Raw genomic sequence first — 18,203 nt, 5'->3', positions numbered from 1 at the left:
CTCAGGCCGCCGACAGCCGGGCGATCTGCTCGGGGGTGAGGTCGAGGCCGGGGGCCTGCGCCGAGTCGCGGATGCTTTCGGGACGGGAGGCCCCGGGAATCGGGACCACCACGGGCGCGAGGGCGAGTTCCCAGGCCAGGGCCACGCGGTGGACGCCGGCTCCGGTCTCCTGCGCGACCTCGCGGAAGACGGCGTGCCGTGCCGAGAGGTCGGGTGCGTTCGCGATGCCGCCGAGCGGGCTCCAGGGCAGGAACGCGATCCCGAGGGCGGCGCAGTGTTCCAGCTCGCCCAGGCTGGAGCGGAAGGCGGGGGAGAACTGGTTCTGGACCGAGGCGAGCCGGCCGCCCAGGATCTCGTCGGCCTCGTCGATCTGCTCGACGGTCGCGTTGGAGATGCCCGCCATGCGGATCACGCCCTCGTCCAGCAGGTCCCGGAGGGCACCGATCGAATCGGCGTACGGGACGCGCGGGTCGGGGCGGTGGTACTGGTAGAGGCCGATCGCCTCCACGCCGAGGCGTCGGGCCGACTCCTTGGCGGCCCGCTTGAGGTACGCCGGGTCGCCGTTCACGGTCCAGCTGCCGTCGCCGGGCCGCAGGTGGCCGCCCTTCGTGGCCACGAGCACGTCGTCCGCCGCCCGGCCGTACGCGCGCAGCGCCCCGGCGATCAGCTCCTCGTTGTGCCCGACCTCGCCGGCGTCGCGGTGGTACGCGTCCGCCGTGTCGATGAGGGTGACCCCCGCGTCCAGTGCGGCGTGGATCGTCGCGATCGACCTGCCGGTGTCGGGACGGCCCTCGATGGACATCGGCATGCCGCCGAGCCCGATCGCCGAGACCGTCCGTCCGCCGATCGTGCGCTGCTTCATCGGACGTCTCCTTCGGACGGGGAGGACAGGTGGACGAGGCCTTCTCGTGCGGAAGGCCTGCCCGACCGAGCCTAGGAACCGATGATTCAGAGGTCCAACATTTGTTGCGCATGGGACTGAGAAGCGACGTCGCTGAATGCCGGGTGCGGGTGCCGGCCCTACCGGTACATCCGTACGCCGCCGTCCGCCCCGAGGGCGTTGAGCTCCAGCACGCCGCCGTCCGCGGTGACGTACACCGTGCCCGAGGTGAAGCTCCAGGGACCGGTGCCCGCCGGCAGGCCCGCGACCGGTGTGGTGCGGCCGGTGCGCGGGTCGATGGTGACGAGCTGCGGGGAACCGGACGTGGTGACGGCGTACACCGTGTCGTCCGCGCCCGGCGCGGGCACCGCGAGCACGGCGGAGCGCCGGGTCCAGAGCTTCGCGCCGGTGGCGGTGTCGAAGCCGTCGAGGACCGTGCCGTCGTGCGTGGCCGGGGTGACCAGGACGTCGCCGTGGAGCCGGGCGGAGTGGTCGGCGCCGGTGCCGTTGCCGCCGGTGAGTTCGTCGTCGCCGACGGCCAGTTTGCGGCCGGACCCGGTGGAGTCGAAGACCCGTACGGCGTCCTGGTGCGCCGTGTGCACGGCGGCGACCAGCGGTGAGCCGGACAGGATGTGCGTCACGTCGGAGTGGGCGCTCTCCGCCCTGCGCCAGATCCTCTTCCCGGTCTTCCCGTCGTACGCGGTGAGGGTGAACCTGGTCTTCCGGTCGAGGCAGAAGTCGCTCACCAGCACGGTGCCGTCGGTGCCCCAGTCGTAGGCGTTGCAGTAGTGGCCGCGGGCCTGGTAGCCCCAGACGCGGCTGCCGGTGCGGACGTCCACGCCGCCGAGGAAGTTCTCGCTCACGACGGTGGCGACGTCGTCCTGGAGATACGTCGTGGCGGTCACGGCGGTGGGGTGCTTGTGGTCGGTCAGCGGCATGGTCCACAGGATCCTGCCGGTGGACGCCTTGACGCCGGCCAGCCAGGTGCAGGTGCTGCCGTCCTCGCCGAAGGCGACGGTGCCGATGCCCCGGGCGCCGAGCGCCGGTGACATGGCGCAGGGGACCGTGCCGCGCCCGGCGGCGTGGGCGCCGGGGGCGAGGCTCCAGACCTGTGCGCCGTCGGCGAGGTCGTAGGCCCGCAGGCCGCCCCGGGTGCTGGCCCGGACGAGCAGGTGGCCGGTGAGCCAGCTCCCGGTGAGCGTGTCGTCGGCGGCGGGCGCCGGTATCTGCCACGCCTGCGTGCGGGTCCGGGAGGCGACGGCCGCGGCGTCCTCCTGCCTGAGCAGGACGGCGGCGGTCGCGCAGGCGGCGACGAGGACGGCGAGCACGAGTGCGATCCGGGCCGCGGGACGGGCCTTCCGGACGCGCCTGGCGTCCGTGCCCGCGTGCGGGGTCTGCTGCCGTGCGGCGGCCGGAGGGTCGAGGACGGCGGAGGCGGACGGTACGGGGCCGGGGTCGTGGCCCGCCGTCGCGCCCCAGCTCTGGCGGTCCGCCTCGGGCACCGCCTCGTGGGCGCCGTCGCGCGGCTGCGGCATGCGCAGCGGCATGGTGGAGTCCCACCGCGTGCCCGCGGCCGGCGCGGACGGCCGGGCCGACGGCGTGCGGGGCCGGAAGGCCCAGCCCGGTTCCTCGCGCGGAGCTTCCTGGCCCGGTGACGAATCGGTCGTCATCTCCGTGATCCCCCCTGATCGGGTGTTCGCTTGCGCATGCGCCGATCGCATCGCCGCGCGGTGGAAAGGGTCGTGCTCGCGGGTGCGTGCCCGGGGCGTCCTGCCCGCTCCGGTCAGCCGCTCTTGAAGGAGTGGCCGAAGCCGTTGCGGGCCGATTCCACCTGGAACGCGGCCAGCGCCCCGGTCGATGTGCCGATCCGCCAGTCCATCAACTGGTCGCTGCCCGGCCAGTCCTTGCGCTGGTCGTACCAGACGAGTCCGATGACGCCCGCCTGCGCCGCCCCCTGGAACAGGTCGCGGATGTGTGCCTCTTTGTCCTTGCCCTGCGCCACGCCGGTCTCCGCGATCAGCACCGGTTTGCCGGAGAAGCGCGCGACCTGGCGCAGGGTGGGGGTGAACAGGGTGGAGAAGGCGGCGCCGTCGATCGGCCCGTAGTAGCCGATGAGGCCGACCCAGTCGACGTAGGCGTCGCCCGGGTAGTAGGGGCGCAGGGGTGCGGTGCTGCCGGTGTCGACGACGTGCGGGGTCCACACCCAGATCACGTTGGTGACACCCCGCGCGGTGAACAGGTCGTGCACGTGCTTCCACGCCGCGACGAAGTCGGCGGGCCCGGTGTGCCCGGGACCCCAGGAGTTCCAGGGGCCGTTCATCTCGCCGGCGAAGGAGAACGCCAAGGGGCCGTCGTAGGCGGCGATCTGGTCCGCGAGCCGGTCGATGTAGGCGTCGTCCGCGCCCTTCGCGATGTCGGCGAGGGAGGTGTCGGAGGGCACCAGCGCCATCATCGGCAGCCGGCCGTGCTTCCACAGGAAGGCGTTGCCCTCCGGGTCGAAGTCCTCGCCCCAGGAGCTGTAGTACTCGCGGATGTCGGGGGCTCGCCCCGTCTCCCGGGTGAAGGCGGTGACGATGCCGTACTGCCAGGGCGTCTTGTCGTCGACGACCCCCAGCGCGCGGCCGGACGGCCGGAGCATGGACGAGACCCGGAAGTGCGCGGGCGCGGCGGTGGCCCGGCCCTGCTCGGTGCCGTCCCCGTCGCCCGCGCCGCCGCAGGCGTTCGCCGACAGGCAGACGGCGGCCATGAGGAGCGCGGCGGCCGTGCGGCGGCTGCGGTGGCGGGCTATGGCCATGCGGGAGGTGTCCGATCGGGCTGGAGTCAAGCTGCGTAGCAGGGACTCTACGAGACCCACGTGACATTCACTGAATCTCCATACTAATCTTGCCGCAAGATCGGGAGGTCCGAGATGGCCTCCCCTTTCGGTGAGTTGAACGTTTTTCCGTACTATGTACCGTTCTCGGCAGCTCCGGGCCGGCAGTTGTACCACGACTAGGAAGCTCGAGGCTGTCGATGACCAGTGCCTCCACGGAGGTCGACCCGGCTCCCGTCTTTGTGGACCAGACCGGTCTGCGCGGCCGCCGTCTGCGCGGCCTCGGCTGGGTGCTGGGCCTGGTCTGCACCGGCTTCGTGGTCGCGATGGTCTCGGGCCTGGCCGGCACCCAGTCGCAGGCGCCCGCGCTCACCGTCCCGGGCACCGCGGACACCACACCGCCCGGCCGGTACCTGAACGCGCCGCTGCCCGCGGCCCCCGGTACCGCCCGGTCCGCGCCGGACACCGCCGCGGTGACCACGCCCGACGCCACCGTGCCGGGCGCCGTGACGGCGACGGCCGGTACGGCGGACCAGAACTCCGCCACCGCCACCGCGCAGTAGCCAGACGCGAACGACCAGGAAGTCCATGTCCCGCTCCCGCCGTCAACGTTCCCGGCAGTCCCTCGCGCGGCCGCGCAGGCTGGCCGCGCCTCCCTTGCGTTTCTTCCTGCCGGTGACCGTGCTGGCGACCCTGCTGGCGCTGATGGTGCTCCGGGGCATGGCGAACAACGAGGTCTTCCACGACGAGCGCATCGCCGTCTCGGTCGACAAGGGCACCGTCCCGACGCGCGTGCTGGAAGGAGGGCCGGTCGTCGACGCGCGCGGCGACAAGAACAGCCGACCGGTCAACTACACCATCCCGGACAAGACCGTCGTCCTCTCCTTCGACGACGGACCGTCCGCCCAGTGGACGCCGAGGATCCTGCAGGTGCTCAAGAAGGAGGACGTCCGCGCCGACTTCTTCGTCACCGGCTCGATGGTCACCCGCAACCCGGAGCTGATCCGCCGGATCGTCGCCGACGGCCACGAGATCGGACTGCACACCTTCACCCACCCCGACCTCGCGCTGCACTCCGGCACCAGGCTCACCTGGGAACTGGGCGAGACGCAGCTCGCGCTGGCCGGTGTCGCCGGCATCCACTCCAGCCTGTTCCGCCCGCCCTACTCCTCCACCGTGGACGCCCTGGACGACTGGTCCTGGCCGGTGACCCGGCAGGCGGGCTCGGAGGGCTACCTGACCGCCTTCATCGACAAGGACACCGACGACTGGAAGCGGCCCGGCGTCGACTCCATCGTCAAGTCCGCGATGCCCGACCTGCCCGGCCAGGGCGAGATGATCCTGCTCCACGACGCGGGCGGGAACCGGGCGCAGACGCTGGCCGCGCTGCCGGTGATCATCGCCAAACTCAAGGCGCAGGGCTACGCCTTCAAGACGATCGGCGAGGCGCTCGGCACCGGTTCCGCCAACACGGCGGTCACCGGCTACGACCTGTGGGTCGGCAAGGCGTTCCTGTGGTGCACCACCTTCTCGGTACGGCTGCTGCCGTGGCTGGTCGGCCTGCTCGCGGTCGTCGGCGTCCTCGTCATGGCGCGGTTCGTGCTGATGCTGGTGCTGTCGGCCGTCCACGTGCGGCGCATCCGCAGACCGGGCTTCTCCTGGGGCGACCCGGTCACCGGTCCGGTCACGGTGGTGGTCCCCGCCTACAACGAGCAGGAGTGCATCACCAACACCCTGCTGTCCCTGGCCAGGAGCGACCATCCCATCGAGGTGATCGTCGTCGACGACGGGTCGACCGACGACACGGCTGCCATCGTCGAGGAACTGAACCTGCCGATGGTCCGGCTGATCCGGCAGCAGAACAGCGGAAAGCCCGCCGCCCTCAACACCGGTGTGGCCGCGGCCTCCTACGACCTGATCGTCATGATGGACGGCGACACGGTCTTCGAACCCGCCACCGTCCGCGAACTGGTGCAGCCCTTCGGCAACCCGCGTGTCGGCGCGGTCGCCGGGAACGCCAAGGTCGGCAACCGCGACACCCTGATCGGTGCCTGGCAGCACATCGAGTACGTGATGGGCTTCAACCTCGACCGCCGCATGTACGACGTGCTCGACTGCATGCCGACCATCCCCGGTGCCGTCGGCGCCTTCCGCCGCACCGCCCTCCAGCAGGCCGGCGGCATGAGCGACGACACGCTCGCGGAGGACACCGACGTGACCATGGCCCTGCACCGGGCCGGCTGGAAAATCGTTTATGCCGAGGACGCCCGCGCCTGGACCGAGGCGCCCGTCAGCATGAAGCAGCTGTGGTCGCAGCGGTACCGCTGGAGCTACGGCACCATGCAGGCGATGTGGAAGCACCGGCACGCGGTGCTGGAGCGCGGTGCGGCCGGCCACTTCGGCCGGGTGGGCCTGCCGTTCGTCGCCCTCTTCATGGTCGTCACGCCGATGCTCGCGCCCGCCATCGACATCGGCATGGTCTACGGCGTGGTCTTCGTCGACGCCTACCGGACGCTCGCCGCGTGGTTCGCGGTGATGGCGCTGCAGGCGGTCTGCGCCTGGTGGTCCTTCCGCCTGGACAGGGAGAAGGCGTGGCACCTGATCACGCTCCCCGCCCAGCAGGTGGTCTACCGCGTGCTCATGTACATGGTGCTGATGCAGTCCTTCATCACCGCACTGACCGGAGGCCGGCTGCGCTGGCAGAAGCTGCGGCGCACCGGCGAGGTAGGGCTGGACGTCACGACGGGGGCGACTTCTCGATGAGTACCGCGGAACCGGGAGCCCTCGGCACCCAGGACGCCTCCACCGTCGCCCTGCGGGTGATCGACCCCGCGGCGCCGGCTGCACGGTCCGCCCTCCCGGCCGAGAACACCGCGGCGGCGCCCGCGCGCCGGCCCGGCCGCGACCGCTACCTCGACCTGCTGCGGGCGCTCGCCCTGGTCCGCGTGGTCGTCTACCACAACTTCAGCTGGAACTGGCTGCCGATCGTCTTCCCCTCCATGGGCGTGATGTTCGCGCTCGCCGGGTCGCTCATGGCGCGCTCGCTCGAACGGCCGGCGCTGAGCGTGATCCGCGGCCGGCTGCGCCGACTGCTCCCGCCGATGTGGCTGTTCGGCGCGGTGGTGGTGCCGCTGATGCTCCTGGCGGGCTGGCGGCCCGACGTCCACCATCCCACCTGGTGGTGGGCCGATCTGGCCTACTGGGTCCTGCCGCTCAGCGAGCCGCCGTTCGGCGCCACGCTGCACACCTTCGGCGGACACCTGCCGAGTTCCTGGGCCGAGCAGATATGCGTGCCGCTGTGGTACCTGCGCGCCTACCTCTGGTACGTGCTGCTGTCGCCGCTCATGCTCAAGGCGATGCGGAAGCTGCCCTGGGTCACCCTGCTGGTGCCCGTCGCGCTCGCGTTCCTCGTCAACTCCGGCCTGGTCGACCAGTCCGGCCGGCTGATGGAGGCCGTCACCGACTTCACCACCTTCGGTGCCTGCTGGCTGCTCGGCATGGCCCACCAGGAGGGGCTGCTCCGCAGGATCCCGCAGTACGTCGTGCCGTCGCTGGCGCCGCTGATGCTGGTGTTCGGCTACTGGTGGCTGCTGCGGTCGCCGGTGGACAACCCGCGGCTCGGGCACGACCTGGAGGCGGTGCCGGTCGCGCAGGCGATCTGGTCGCTCGGCGCGGTCCTGCTGCTGCTCCACCTGAGCCCCTCCTGGGAGACCTGGCCCAGACCCCTGGAGCGGTTCAACGGCGTGATCAGCCTGCTCAACTCCCGCGCGGTCACCGTCTACCTGTGGCACTCCTTCGCGCTGGTGCTGACCGAGCCGCTGATCGACCCGCTGTGGAGCAACGGCTTCTTCTACGACCACCTGCAGTGGCTGCTGGCGAGCCAGTGGACCCCGCTGGTGATCGCCGTTCCGCTCATCTGCCTGGCGATCCTCCTCTTCGGCTGGATCGAGGACGTGGCGGCCAGGCGCCGCCCACGCCTCTTCCCCTACCCCCGCAGGCCCAAGGGCCGCCGACGCGGGTAGGAGGCGGGTCCGTCGCCGAACCAGGACGACGCCGACGGCCGGGCGGACTCCGCTACGGTTCGGCCCGTGGACGCAGACGTGGAGCCGGACGTGGACCTGGAGTCGGACGCGGACCGGTGGGAGGCGCGCCACCGGGCCGCCTACGGATGCGGTGCCTGGGAACGGGCGCGCCGTCAGGGCGGCCTGATGACCGCCTGGTACCGGGAGCAGGATCCTCTCTTCGGAGCGCAGGCGTCCCGGCGGTCCGCCGCCTCCGATCCGGGCGCACGCGTGAAGTGGCCCTGGGGGAGCGGCCCGCACACCCTCGGGCTGCTGCTCTGGCGGGCCGCCCGCGACGCCGGGATCCTCGTCGACGAGGTCCTCCTGGCCGACGTCCTGCGCCACTGCGACCCCGCGTCCGCTCCCGCGGCGGCGGGCCCGATGCACGACGGGGCCCGCGACGGCGGGATCGGGGTCGGCGCCGCCGACGCGGTGGCCGGAGCCAGGCAGGTACTGCTCGCCCACCTCACCCCCGACCGTCCGCGCGCGGGCTCCGCCGGGGAGCGGCCCGCGGCGACCGTGGGCTACCGGGTCCGGGAGATCCTGGCGACACCCGACTGGGAGGCGGGCGACTGGCCCGCGGTGATCGCGCAGGCCCGGCAGGCGATGCGGCGGGCGGACGACCTCCGGGAACGGGGCGCCTGGCGGCCCGGCGCCGGGGAGCGGTCCCTGTACGGACGTCTGGCCCTGGACCGGGAACCGGCCGACGGAACCGGCACCCCGGAGGGCAGGATCCCGGACTGGCTCGCCCGTGCGACGCACCTGGCCGGCCTCGCCGACGTCCTGTCCACGGCCGCCGCCGCGCTGCCGGACGGCGAAGGCGGGGCACCGTCGGCCCAGGTCCTCGCGGCCACGGCGCGCGCCTGCGCCGGACTGCGGCCGGGATCCGAGGAAGTGCGGTTCCTGTGGGCGGCCGAGCCGCGGCGGCCGCGCGACCCCGCCGACTGGGAGTCGGCCCGTGTACCGGACGCCCTGCGGGACCGGACCGAGGAGACGCGGGACCTGGTCCGGTCGCTCTCCGCCTTCCTGTGGGCGCTGGCGTGCGCCTGACCTGCCGGCGCGCGGCACCGGTACCCCCGGTCCGCCGCCTCAGATGAAGTCGCCGCGTCGCTCCACCGGGTTGACGGCGTCGCGTCGCTGCCGCGCCGCGCGGGCCGCCCGCGTCGCGGCCTCCTCGCGCAGGTGCGCCTGGCTCTGCAGGGTCATCATCGAGCCCAGTGCGTGCCGGGCGGTCATCGGGTTGTCGACGCAGGCCCGGTAGAGGGCGGCGGCGCGTTCGATGTCCTGGTAGAGGGTGTGGTAGAGCTCCGCGGCACGGTACTGGGCGTAGGGATGGCCGCGCTCGGCCGCCGTCAGGAAGTACTCCAGCGCGTGCTCGGCGGGCGTCCGCGTCAGGGGCAGCAGGCGCTCCAGGTACAGCTCGCCCAGGGCCAGCATCGCCTCGGGTTCGCCCAGCCGGGCCGCGGCCCGGTAGTGGTGGGCCGCCTCGTCGAGCGACCGGGCCAGTCCGGCCTCGGGACAGCCCTGCTGGTACAGGGAGGCGAGGTAGTAGGCCGCACGCGGCGACCCCGTGCTCCGCCGCAGCAGCGGCACCGCGATCGCGTAGTGCCCCTGCAGGTAGGTGATGTGCCCGAGGAGTTCGACGGCGGCCTCGTGACCGGCGCCGGCGGCGGTCTCCAGGAAGTAGGGGGCCGCGGCGCGGTGCTGTCCGCTGTTCCAGCAGTGCAGACCGATCCGGTAGTGGTCCTCGGCGGTGGCCGGCTCGCGGCCGTCCACGGTGAAGTCGGTGCCCTGCCAGTGCGCCACGTCGCCGCCCCCTCGCCCCGGCCCGCCACGGCGGGCGCCCCTGGGACATTCTGCCTCAGTCCGGCGCGATGACCGGGCCGGAGCAGTGCGACGACCGGCCGCGCGACGGCCCTTCCGCAGGGCAGTCCGACGGTCCGCGCGCGGGTGCCCCGGTGGCCCGGGACGCCCGCGCGCGACGGTGTACCGGTCAGCTGTTGGCGTTCAGGACCGGGTAGAAGCCGGAGGCGTGGCCGGTGGCGGTGGGGTGGTACGACTCCCAGCTCGGCGAGATGACGATGGAGTGCAGCCAGTCGTCGCCGGAGCACAGCTCGTGCCCGTTGAACGTGGTGCGGACGTCGCCGAAGACGAAGCCGTGCGCGGCGGCCCGGCCCTGGATGACGCTGTCCAGGACGTCCGAGGCCTCGTCGATCTTGCGGTGCTTGGTGTCGCTGAGACCGACGCAGAAGACGTTGAGGGTGTACAGGTGCGGGTAACCCAGCACGACCACCTTGGCGTTGGGGGCCTTGGCGCGGATCGCCGCGTAGGTGGCGTCGAGACGGGCGGGCAGGGTGTTGCGCGCGTAGGTCTCGGCCTGGTTGACCCGGTTGACGCAGTCGGAGTCCGAGTCCGTGGCGCAGGCCGTCATGACGTCCGCGAAGCCCGCGTCGTTGCCGCCGATCGTGACGGAGACCAGGGTGGTGGCGGAGTTGAGCGGACCGAGCTGGGAGTTCGTCACGTCGGTGGTGAGCGCGCCGGAGCAGGCCGTGTCCGCGAAGGACGACGGGGCGTGCGCGTTCTTCCAGAGGTAGGGGTAGGAGCTGAGGCTGCGGTGGCAGCTCCCGCTCGCGCTGTCGTAGTTGCCCGCGCCGTTGCCGGCGGAGTACGAGTCGCCGAGCGCGACGTACACCGGGCCGGCGGCCTCGGCGGGAGCGGCCAGACCCAGGCTGACGAGTACCGCGGCGCCCAGGGCGGCGAGCACGGACAGCGACTTGGTCGATCTCACGGGACCTCCAGAAGGGGAATGCCGGTCTGCTGCGGGTGGCGCACGAACGGAGCGTGGAGATGGCGTGGGCATGACATTTCAACCCTCGGGCGGCACCCCGTGTTCGCGCCCTGTCGGCCCCGTGGCGGGGTCGGGGAGCGGATACGGCAGGGATAACCGCCGCGAGGGCGCGGTGGGCGCCCCCGGCGGACCGGGTGGGGGCGGTGCGGGTGCCGCGGAGCCGCGGCTGATCGGCCGTCAGCGCATGCCGGTGCCGTACGTGTCCGGTGGAGCGGTCACGGACTCGGGTCGCGGGAGGGGGAGTGTGCACCCTGCGCCTGGTGCGGAGGCGGTGGCCGGTGGTCGTGCCTGCGTCGCGGGCGGTGCCTGCGCGACGGCGGGCCGGGGCCCGGCGGACGGCGGGTGGTGTGCCGGCGGGGAGTCGCCGGGGCGGGCGGTGGTGCGCGTGGCGGGTGTCGTGGGTGCGGCTTCCGCCCTCGGGTCGGACGCTGTGAGGATCGGTCCCGTGCGTCTCGCGGTGCTGTGCTTCTTGATCCGCATGCGTTCCTCCTGTGGGGGGATGCGGGTCAGAGGGGCGAGCGGGTACTGCACGAGCCCGCCGGTGGGCGGGTCGGACGTGCTCCTGACAAGTTCAATCCTGAAGTATCGTGAGTTCAGGGGCCTTCGGCAAGGCATCGGCGGCAGAATTTACGCGCGTAACACCTGGGCCGTCGCAGGCGCACGGGCCGCGGGGGCGCGGGGGTGCCGCGGCCCGAGTCGATCGCGGGACGGGTCGCGCACGCTTCCGCCCGGCGCGCAAGCGGCGCGCCGGGCGTCAGCGGGTGTTCCTGTTGATCGGTCCGCCGGTCGGTCAGGCCGGCAGGTGGAACTGCTGGTTGGTGCCGCCGGCGCAGGTCCAGATCTGCAGCCGGGCGCCGTTGGCCGTCGACTTGTCGGTGACGTCGAGGCACTTGCCGGACACGGGGTTCACCAGGGTGTCGCCTGAGCCGCGCTGCCAGACCTGGGCGCCGGTGCCGTTGCAGTCGTACAACTGGACCTTCGTGCCGTTGGCGGTGCCGGCGGCGGCGAGGTCCATGCACTTGCCCAGGCTGCGAAGGGTGTTGTCGGAGCCCACGGTCCACTGCTGGGCGGTGGTGCCGTTGCAGTCATACATCTGAACGGCGGTGCCGTTGGCGCTGTTCGCCGCCGCCACGTCCACGCACTTGCCGCCGAGGCCGGTGATCTGGCCCGTGGAGCCGGTGGGCGGCGGGGTGGTGGTGCCGCCGGTCAGGGTGTTGAAGGTGCTGGAGAACTGCCAGGCGCTCTGCGGGGTGCCGCTGCAGGTGTCCGAGAGCTGGCCGTTGGTGGCGCACGCCTTGTCGCGGCCCAGCGCCCAGAAGGCGAGTTCCTGGATGCCCTTGGACTTGGCGAAGTTGGCGAGCGTGGTGGCGTTGCCGGTGGTGAAGATCTCGCTGGTGTCGTCGTTGACCCCGATCATCGGGGTGTTGCCCTCCATCGCCCACAGCTGGGCGTCGGACTTCTCCGGCCAGATGCTGCCGAGCTGCGAGCGCAGGGCGGTGGCGGCGTCGGTGGCGGCCTTGCCCATGTCCCGGGTTCCGTCGTAGTAGTCCATCGTCATGATGTTGACGAGGTTGACGTTCAGCCCGTTGCTCTTGGCGTTCGAGAGCAGCTTCGTGCCGTTGCCGTCGAGGCCGTTGGGCATGGACGGCAGGGTGTACTGGACGTCCAGCTTGCGTCCGGCGGCGGCGTAGTCCTGCTGGAGCTGCGCGAGGGCCTTGTTGCGCCGGTCGTTGGCGGCCGTGTCGGCGATCGCGCTGCCCTCGATGTCGAAGTCGACCCGGGTCAGGTTGAGGGTGTCGATGACCTTCTTGTACTGGGCCTTGAGCGTGGCCACGGTGGTACAGGCCTGCGCCTCCTCGGTGCCGGAGGCGCCGCCGAAGGAGGCGATGACGTCGCCGCCCGCGCCGCGCAGGGAGTTGATCGCCGAGGTCCAGCCGGCGTCGGTGACCGGCGTGTCGCCGTTGAACATGGCGTTGCAGCCGCCGCCGTCGATGACGAAGGCCAGCGTGTAGTACTTCAGGCCGGTGGCGTTGCGGGCGTTGGTCATGGCCGAGGGCGAGTTCCACGTCTCCACGTACGGCGCGGCGTAGTGGGCGGGGAAGCCGGGCCCGGGGTTGGCCGCGGCGCTCGCGGAGCCGCCGGCGGCGACCAGGACGGTGGCGGCCGTCGCGAGGACGGCGGGAACGGCGACGAGGGCTCTGGCAGCGGATCTGATCACAGGACGGCTCCTGTCGTGAACGCGGGACGCGCGAGGTGGGGGTGACGAGACACGTTCGGAAGCTGCAGCAGCTGTTCACACAGCTGAACGATGGTTCCTCTGCTGAACCATCGACGGGTGATGACGGTATGGACTAGACCAGCTGCGCGTCAATACCCCGCACACCGGCAGCAGTTCGGCTCGCCACCCCCAAGCTCGGACGGCGCCTTCGACGGCTCAGGCCAGAAGCTCCGCGACCAGCGCGCCGAACTCGTCGGGCGTGGCGAGCCGGACGCCGAGCTGCTCGGCCTTGGCCCGCTTCGATCCGGCGTTCTCCCCGGCCACGACGAGAGTGGTCTTCCTGGAGACGCTGGAGGAGGCGCGCCCGCCCGCCCTCTCGATCAGTTCGTTCATCTCGTTGCGGGAGAGCTTCTCCAGGGCTCCGGTCATCGCGCCGGTGACGACCACCGTCATCCCGGCCAGCGGCCCGGTCTCCGCGGCGGCCTCGGGCGTCCCGCCGTCGGGGACCGTCGGGGCCGGCGGGACGGCGCCCGGTTCGGTCATGTTGACGCCGGCGGCGGCGAGCTTGTCGATGAGCGGGGCGAGGGCGGCCAGTTCCGCGACGATCGACGGCGCCTTCTCCGTCCCGATGCCGTCGACCTGCCGTATCGCCTCGGCGTCCGCGGCACGGAGGTGGTCCATCGTGGCGAAGTGGCGTGCGATGCGCCGGGACATGGACCGGCCGGTGCCGCGCACACCGAGGGCGCACAGCACCCGCGCCAGCGGCTGCCGCTTGGCCGTCTCGATCGCCGCGAGGAGGTTGTCGGTGCTGGTGGCGCCCATCCGGTCCAGGCCGAGGAGCTGGTCACGGGTGAGGGTGAACAGGTCGGCCAGGTCGACGACCAGACCGGCGTCGACGAGCTGGACGACACGGGTGTGGCCGAGACCCTCGATGTCGAGCTGGTCGCGTCCCGCCGCGTAGGAGAGCGAGGCGACGAGGTGGCAGGTACGGCCCTGCGCGCACCGCCAGCGCTCCTCGCTCCGGTCGATCTCCGATCCGCAACGCGGGCAGACCTCCGGGAAGTCGACCGGCCGCTCCTCGCCGGTGCGCAGGTGGGCGACGGGGGCCTGGACGCGGGGGATGACGTCACCGGCGCGGTGGACCATGACCTGGTCGCCGAGGCGCAGGTCGCGGCGGGTGATGTCGGCCGGGTTGTGCAGGGTGGCGTAGGTGATGGTGGAGCCGTCGATGACGACCGGTTCCAGGACGCCGCGCGGGGCGATGATCCCGGTGCGGCCGACGTTCCACTCCACCGCCAGCAGCCGGGTGATCTTCTCCACGGCCGGGAGCTTGTAGGCGATCGCCCATCGGGGAGCCCGCGAACCGGACCCGGCGGCCTGCCGGTCGGCCGCGAGATCGGCCTTGACGACGATGCCGTCGATCCCGAACGGCAGCCCGGCACGGGCCGCGGCGATCTCCGCCACGCGTGCCAGGACCTCCTCCGCGGACTCGGCCACGGTGTCCGGGACCGCGGTACCGGCGCTGGTGTGGACGCCGAGGCCGGCGGCCAGCCGCATCAGGTCGCTGTGCGCGGACCCGGTCAGCCGCTCGGCCAGCCGCGGGTCGGTGCCGGCCAGGGGCAGCAGTCCGTAGCCGAAGAACGTCATCGGAACCGTGTAGACGCGCTCCCTGGCGCGCAGGGTGCCGGCCGCGGCGTTGCGCGGATTGGCGAACGGCAGCCCGCCGTGCCGGGTGCGCACCTCGTTGGCGTACTCGAACTGGGCGCCGGTCATGAGGACTTCGCCGCGCACCTCCACGGTGACCGGCTCGGCCAGCCGCTCGGGCAGCCCCTCGACGGTGCCGATCGCGTGCGAGACGTCCTCCCCGGCCGTCCCGTCGCCGCGGGTGACCAGCCGGGTGAGGCGGCCGTCGGTGTAACGGGCGGCGATCGCGAGGCCGTCCAGCTTCGGGCCGACGTGGAACCGGGTCACCTCGTGTCCGACACGGCGGGCCAGCGACTCGGTCCAGGCGGTGAACTCCTGCGCGCTGAACACGTTGTCCAGGCTCAGCATCGCCACCGTGTGCGGGACGTCGCCCTCCGCCGCGCCGCCGGCCACCTTTCCGGTGGGGGAGCGGGGCAGCACCTGCCCGGGGTGCGCGGCCTCGTAGGCGGCGATCGCGCGCACCGTCCGGTCGTAGGCGTCGTCGTCCCACGAGGACGTGCCGCCCGCGTAGTAGGCGGCCGCCGCCGCGACGGCGTCCTCGACCGCCCGCGCGTAGGCGGCGGCGTCAACGATCTCTGCTGCGGGTGATGTCATGCCCCGCATCCTGCCGCCCACCACTGACAACGCCGCCGGACGGCGCCCCGCGCGGGCGAACCCGGCGGCCGTGTCCGGCTCCTGTCGACCCGCCGTCAGGGCCGGACCAGGTCGTGGGGCAACGTGCAGTCGTCGTCGCGCAGATGATGCCTGCGCAGATCCTGGACCAGGGCGACCGGATACGGGTGCTCTGCCCACGTGGCGCGGTAACCGGCCTCACCGTGCTCCGCGAGCACGTGCCGGGCGGCGTCGAGAACGGCGTGGACGAACACCGCACGCGGATGCGTCGACCGCCAGATCACCTCGCCCTCGGAGTCCGGCAGGTCGGGGCTGACCCCGATGTCGTCGAAGCCGCGGACGGTCACCTCGACGCGCTCGCCCGTCGCGCGCAGGGTCCAGCGGAGTTCCCGTGGTTCGGCGTCGAAGAAGAACCGGACCGTGCGCGGCTCCCCGTACACCCCACCCGCGCCGGCCACGAGATCCGCCAGCGCGTCCGTGCAGTAACCGGCGACGAGCGAAACCTCCATGGCACCCTCGGCGAGCCGGCACCTGGCCCAACCATGGCCCGTCAGTTCCCACTTCACCTGGAAGCCGCTCTCAGGGGCCTGTTCCGCCGACATGGTCACAGAGTAGTGCGGCCCACCGGCTGTCGGCCGCTGTCCAGGACTCGGGGAACCGCCGCCCGTCACTGCTTGCGCGCTCGCAGGCGGCGCAGCATGCGGGGGTCCTCGAAGCCGACGGCGCGGGCGGCGGCGTCGGTCGTGGCGCCGTGGCCGATGAGGTGCTCGGCGCGTTCGAGCCGGAGGGTCTGCTGGTAGCGCAGCGGGGTCAGACCGCCGGTGGCGCGGGTGAACAGGCGGGTCAGGGTCCGCTCGCTCACCCCCACCGCCGCGGCCAGGGCGGACAGCGGCAGCGCCTGGTCGAAGCGGGCGTCGAGCAGGTCCTGCGCGTGGTGCACGGTGTCGTCGAGGTGGGACCGGTGGCGGAGCATGGCGCTGGCCTGCGGATCGTGGCCGTTGCGACGTGCGTAGACCACCATGTCCCGGGCCACCTGCGCCGCGAGGGCCGGGCCGTGCCGGGTGGCGATCAGGTGCAGGGCCAGGTCGATGCCGCTGGCGATGCCGGCCGAGGTGACCACGCGGTCGTCGGCGGTGTGGAGGACGTCGCGGACGACCGTCGTCCCCGGGTAGCGGCGGGCGAGTTCGTCCTGGACGTCGTGGTGGGTGGTGCAGCGGCGGCCGTCGAGCAGACCGGCCCGGCCGAGCGCCTCGGCCCCGGCACAGACACTGGCGACGGTGCCGCCCGCGGCATGGTGCTCCCGCAGGCGCCGCAGGGAGTCCCCGCCGACGGCGGGGCTGTCCGCGAGGGTGGGTGCCCGCCAGCCGGGCACCACGATCAGGTCATTCGGGCCGAGGGCGGGCCAGTCGAGCCGGGCCACCAGCGGCAGGCCCTGGGCGGTGGGCACCTCGGGCCGTTCGGCGACGTAGCTGAGGGCGTACGGCTGCCCGAAGTCGGCGGCCGTGGAGAAGACCTGGGCCGGACCGGCCAGGTCCAGCAGGTGGAGTCCCGGCAGCAGGAGGAAGACGACGTGGCTCACGATCCGGTCATCATGCCGGAGATCCGGCCGCGGCCTCCAGCTCCTCGACGGTGGCGATGGTGGCGAAGCGTCCGGCGAGGGCGTACTCGGTCCGCCGGATGATCTCCTCGGCGCTCAGGGTTCGGGGGTCCGACAGCATCTCGGCGACGCTGAGGTCGGCGGGCGCGTCGCGGTGCGGGATCGGGTTGGTCGCGGTGGCGTCGATGACGAGGGTGACCAGGTAGCCGAGGTCGCCGGCGACGCGGGTGGTGGTCTCCACGCACTGCTCGGTGCGGATGCCGCAGACGGTGAGTTCGCGGATGCCGCGCTCGGTGAGGAGCTGCTGCAGGTTGGTGGTGGTGAACGCGTTGTGCGAGGTCTTGTGGATCAGGGGTTCCGTGTCGTCCCGGCGCTCCAGCTCGGCCATCAGCCGGACATGGCCGAGGGCGGGGTCGAAGACGTCCCCGCTGCCGGGCTCCGCGTGCAGCACCCACACCACCAGGTCGCCCGCCCGCCGGGCCAGCCGGACCAGCCGGTCCACCTGCCCGGCGATCTTCGGGTCGGAGATGGTCTCCCACAGCGGTCGGGCGCGGAAGGATTCCTGGACGTCGATGACGATCAGTGCTCGGGTCATGCGGCCCAGCCTGACGGACGGGGCGCACGCGGCGACAGGCCTCATCGGGTCCGGGGGCGGACCGATCCGGTCACCGGGTGAGGGACCCGCGTGCCCGGCGTGCGGCGGAGTCGTCGGCCCGTCATTCGAGGACGTCGTCGTGGAGGCGGGCGAGGAGTTCGGGGCCGCTGCCGCTGTCCGCCGGGACGCGGGCCGCGCCGTCCGGAATCCGTGATTTCCCCAGTCGGTGCGGCCGGCGCGTTCGGCCGCGGCTTCACCCGTCTGCCGTCCGAAGGATCGATTTACCGGCCCTCGCACGGGTGACCCTCCGTATCCGGGCGCCGGGGCGCGGGGGAGGGACCTCGTGGCGGTCCCGGCCGCCTCACGAGTCCCCGGGCTCTCCCGGGAGTCGTCCCTCCGACCTGAACAGGGTTCTCATGCGTCTTCTCCGCAGTGCCGCCGCCGTCGTCGGCGCGCTCGCCCTCGTCGTCACCTTGCCTGCGTCCGCGAGCGCCGCCACGGGTGACTTCTCGTACAAGTTCGTGGGTCTCGACGGCAAGGCCCAGTCGGCGACCGTCCACGACCCGCGGAGCCCCGGCTGCCTCGTGCTGCCCGAGGTCGCGGACCCGGGCTCCTCCGAGCCCGCGTTCGCGCCGCACAACGACACCGACGAATGGGCGGTCGTGTTCACCGGACCCGACTGCACCGGCGACTCCTGGACCCTGAGCCCGCACGGCAACCCCGCCACGGACCGCCTGAAGCTGCGTTCGGTGTACCTGACCGGCAGTCACTGACCGGCGCTCCGGTTCTCCGGTGGCGGCGTGGTCGCCGGCCATGCCGCCACCGGCCGGGACGGCGCACGAGTTCCACCGCGGCCTTCCGCGCACCCACTTCGTG

Annotated in this window: 15 protein-coding genes; 5 read left to right on the top strand and 10 right to left on the bottom strand. The window is 72.6% G+C overall.

The annotated features are described in order from the left end of the window. Position 1: 1 nt before the first annotated feature. The 3 genes from ACIQOE_RS32570 to ACIQOE_RS32560 all read right to left on the bottom strand — a co-directional run bounded on the left by ACIQOE_RS32570 (position 2) and on the right by ACIQOE_RS32560 (position 3,674). The gene (locus tag ACIQOE_RS32570) at positions 2-862 is read right to left on the bottom strand and encodes an aldo/keto reductase (protein ID WP_351323299.1); all 861 of its coding nucleotides are present in this window, start codon (positions 860-862) and stop codon (positions 2-4) included. Between the two features lie 158 nt (positions 863-1,020). Beyond that, entirely contained in the window at positions 1,021-2,550 is a 1,530-nt protein-coding gene (locus tag ACIQOE_RS32565; RefSeq protein ID WP_401415268.1) for a PQQ-binding-like beta-propeller repeat protein, read from the bottom strand. Positions 2,551-2,663: 113 nt separating this feature from the next. Next, on the bottom strand, positions 2,664-3,674 hold the full coding sequence (locus ACIQOE_RS32560; protein ID WP_401415266.1) for a glycoside hydrolase family 26 protein: 1,011 nt from the start codon (positions 3,672-3,674) through the stop codon (positions 2,664-2,666). Positions 3,675-3,892: 218 nt separating this feature from the next. Between ACIQOE_RS32560 and ACIQOE_RS32555 the strand changes: the two genes are divergently transcribed. From ACIQOE_RS32555 to ACIQOE_RS32540, 4 genes are all read left to right on the top strand, one after another. Further along, complete coding sequence (locus tag ACIQOE_RS32555; protein ID WP_362641014.1) at positions 3,893-4,255, top strand: hypothetical protein; 363 nt, start codon at positions 3,893-3,895, stop codon at positions 4,253-4,255. 25 nt (positions 4,256-4,280) lie between these two features. Next, positions 4,281-6,455, top strand: a complete 2,175-nt coding sequence (locus tag ACIQOE_RS32550; RefSeq protein ID WP_351323303.1) for a glycosyltransferase — start codon at positions 4,281-4,283, stop codon at positions 6,453-6,455. Then, positions 6,452-7,714 carry an acyltransferase gene (locus tag ACIQOE_RS32545; protein ID WP_401415264.1) on the top strand — a complete coding sequence of 421 codons (1,263 nt, stop codon included), beginning with the start codon at positions 6,452-6,454 and terminating at the stop codon, positions 7,712-7,714. The genes ACIQOE_RS32550 and ACIQOE_RS32545 overlap by 4 nt, the downstream gene beginning before the upstream one ends. A gap of 66 nt (positions 7,715-7,780) precedes the next feature. Then, the gene (locus tag ACIQOE_RS32540) at positions 7,781-8,803 is read left to right on the top strand and encodes a hypothetical protein (protein WP_401415262.1); all 1,023 of its coding nucleotides are present in this window, start codon (positions 7,781-7,783) and stop codon (positions 8,801-8,803) included. 39 nt (positions 8,804-8,842) lie between these two features. On the opposite strand, the gene ACIQOE_RS32535 is transcribed toward ACIQOE_RS32540, so the two are convergent. The 7 genes from ACIQOE_RS32535 to ACIQOE_RS32505 all read right to left on the bottom strand — a co-directional run bounded on the left by ACIQOE_RS32535 (position 8,843) and on the right by ACIQOE_RS32505 (position 17,327). Next, a complete protein-coding gene (locus tag ACIQOE_RS32535; RefSeq protein ID WP_401415260.1) occupies positions 8,843-9,559 on the bottom strand; it encodes a hypothetical protein in 717 nt (238 codons plus the stop codon). A gap of 187 nt (positions 9,560-9,746) precedes the next feature. Further along, positions 9,747-10,541 (bottom strand): SGNH/GDSL hydrolase family protein, encoded by a 795-nt coding sequence (locus ACIQOE_RS32530; RefSeq protein ID WP_365557033.1) that lies wholly within the window; start codon positions 10,539-10,541, stop codon positions 9,747-9,749. Positions 10,542-11,391: 850 nt separating this feature from the next. After that, complete coding sequence (locus tag ACIQOE_RS32525) at positions 11,392-12,819, bottom strand: ricin-type beta-trefoil lectin domain protein (RefSeq protein WP_401415258.1); 1,428 nt, start codon at positions 12,817-12,819, stop codon at positions 11,392-11,394. 216 nt (positions 12,820-13,035) lie between these two features. Further along, on the bottom strand, positions 13,036-15,117 hold the full coding sequence (ligA, locus tag ACIQOE_RS32520; RefSeq protein WP_401415256.1) for an NAD-dependent DNA ligase LigA: 2,082 nt from the start codon (positions 15,115-15,117) through the stop codon (positions 13,036-13,038). Positions 15,118-15,212: 95 nt separating this feature from the next. Then, positions 15,213-15,737 (bottom strand): hypothetical protein, encoded by a 525-nt coding sequence (locus ACIQOE_RS32515; RefSeq protein ID WP_401415254.1) that lies wholly within the window; start codon positions 15,735-15,737, stop codon positions 15,213-15,215. A 65-nt stretch (positions 15,738-15,802) separates the two neighbouring features. Next, positions 15,803-16,714: a GlxA family transcriptional regulator gene (locus ACIQOE_RS32510; RefSeq protein ID WP_401415252.1), complete on the bottom strand. Its 912-nt coding sequence runs from the start codon at positions 16,712-16,714 to the stop codon at positions 15,803-15,805. A 10-nt stretch (positions 16,715-16,724) separates the two neighbouring features. Further along, positions 16,725-17,327, bottom strand: coding sequence for an isochorismatase family protein (locus ACIQOE_RS32505; protein WP_365574321.1), 603 nt, complete (start codon positions 17,325-17,327; stop codon positions 16,725-16,727). Positions 17,328-17,743: 416 nt separating this feature from the next. Between ACIQOE_RS32505 and ACIQOE_RS32500 the strand changes: the two genes are divergently transcribed. After that, entirely contained in the window at positions 17,744-18,100 is a 357-nt protein-coding gene (locus ACIQOE_RS32500; protein ID WP_365557048.1) for a hypothetical protein, read from the top strand. Positions 18,101-18,203 lie beyond the last annotated feature (103 nt).

Source organism: Streptomyces sp. NPDC091282, from assembly GCF_044757385.1.
Taxonomy (GTDB): domain Bacteria; phylum Actinomycetota; class Actinomycetes; order Streptomycetales; family Streptomycetaceae; genus Streptomyces; species Streptomyces gramineus.
The sequence above is the reverse complement of the archived record's forward strand: the minus strand, read 5'-3'. Positions and strand labels throughout refer to the sequence as shown.

Excerpts from the sequence above, each read along its gene's own strand:
- ACIQOE_RS32515 (WP_401415254.1), bottom strand. The coding sequence starts at position 15,737 with ATGTCGGCGGAACAGGCCCCTGAGAGCGGCTTCCAGGTGAAGTGGGAA.
- ACIQOE_RS32565 (WP_401415268.1), bottom strand. The coding sequence starts at position 2,550 with ATGACGACCGATTCGTCACCGGGCCAGGAAGCTCCGCGCGAGGAACCG.
- ACIQOE_RS32500 (WP_365557048.1), top strand. The coding sequence starts at position 17,744 with ATGCGTCTTCTCCGCAGTGCCGCCGCCGTCGTCGGCGCGCTCGCCCTC.
- ACIQOE_RS32555 (WP_362641014.1), top strand. The coding sequence starts at position 3,893 with ATGACCAGTGCCTCCACGGAGGTCGACCCGGCTCCCGTCTTTGTGGAC.
- ACIQOE_RS32550 (WP_351323303.1), top strand. The coding sequence starts at position 4,281 with ATGTCCCGCTCCCGCCGTCAACGTTCCCGGCAGTCCCTCGCGCGGCCG.
- ACIQOE_RS32570 (WP_351323299.1), bottom strand. The coding sequence starts at position 862 with ATGAAGCAGCGCACGATCGGCGGACGGACGGTCTCGGCGATCGGGCTC.
- ACIQOE_RS32545 (WP_401415264.1), top strand. The coding sequence starts at position 6,452 with ATGAGTACCGCGGAACCGGGAGCCCTCGGCACCCAGGACGCCTCCACC.
- ACIQOE_RS32505 (WP_365574321.1), bottom strand. The coding sequence starts at position 17,327 with ATGACCCGAGCACTGATCGTCATCGACGTCCAGGAATCCTTCCGCGCC.
- ligA (WP_401415256.1), bottom strand. The coding sequence starts at position 15,117 with ATGACATCACCCGCAGCAGAGATCGTTGACGCCGCCGCCTACGCGCGG.
- ACIQOE_RS32560 (WP_401415266.1), bottom strand. The coding sequence starts at position 3,674 with ATGGCCATAGCCCGCCACCGCAGCCGCCGCACGGCCGCCGCGCTCCTC.